This window comes from Aquicoccus porphyridii, from assembly GCF_008369105.1.
GTDB classification, from domain to species: Bacteria; Pseudomonadota; Alphaproteobacteria; order Rhodobacterales; family Rhodobacteraceae; genus Aquicoccus; species Aquicoccus porphyridii.
In genome coordinates this window covers 1-496 of the sequence record NZ_VINQ01000104.1, presented here as the reverse complement: position 1 = coordinate 496, position 496 = coordinate 1, and the positions used below count along the sequence as shown (strand labels likewise).

General features: G+C 59.9%; 1 pseudogene. It reads right to left on the bottom strand.

Annotation, left to right across the window (positions count from 1 at the left end):
• Positions 1–221: pseudogene (locus FLO80_RS21995) on the bottom strand (MFS transporter); the annotation flags it as partial.
• Positions 222–496 lie beyond the last annotated feature (275 nt).

Genomic DNA, 496 nt, shown 5'->3' with positions numbered 1-496 from the left:
GAGAAGTAGCCCAGCAACGGCGCGGCGATCGCATAGGAGAACGCGTAGCTGGAGATCAGCCAGGCGGCGCCGCTGGTAGTGGTGTGGAACGCCTGCGCCAGCGGCCCGAGCATGGAGGACAGCATGAACTCGGTCACGCCGACGAAGAATACGGCCATCGACAGGGCCAGCAGGAACAGGCCGTCGAGCTTCTGTGAAGGCGGGGAAATTTTCTGGTTCATGATGTTCTCTTTGGCTGAATGAGCGGACGAACGCCAAGGGGGCGCCGGCTCGTGGAGCCGGCGCCAGGGTCAGGGATGAGTTGATCTGCCGAGGACTGGGGAAGGAAAGCCGACTTTGCGGCGGCTCTCCGGGGAATGCAGGTACTGCGGGGAGGAGGGTCAATATAGACCCTGGGTATTCTCTTGGTAAGTATTGTGCAGAATTTCGTTGAGGAACATTTCGAAATCTGCTTCCAGCACCAGGCCGTGGCCTGGAAGATAGCGAAACAGGCCAG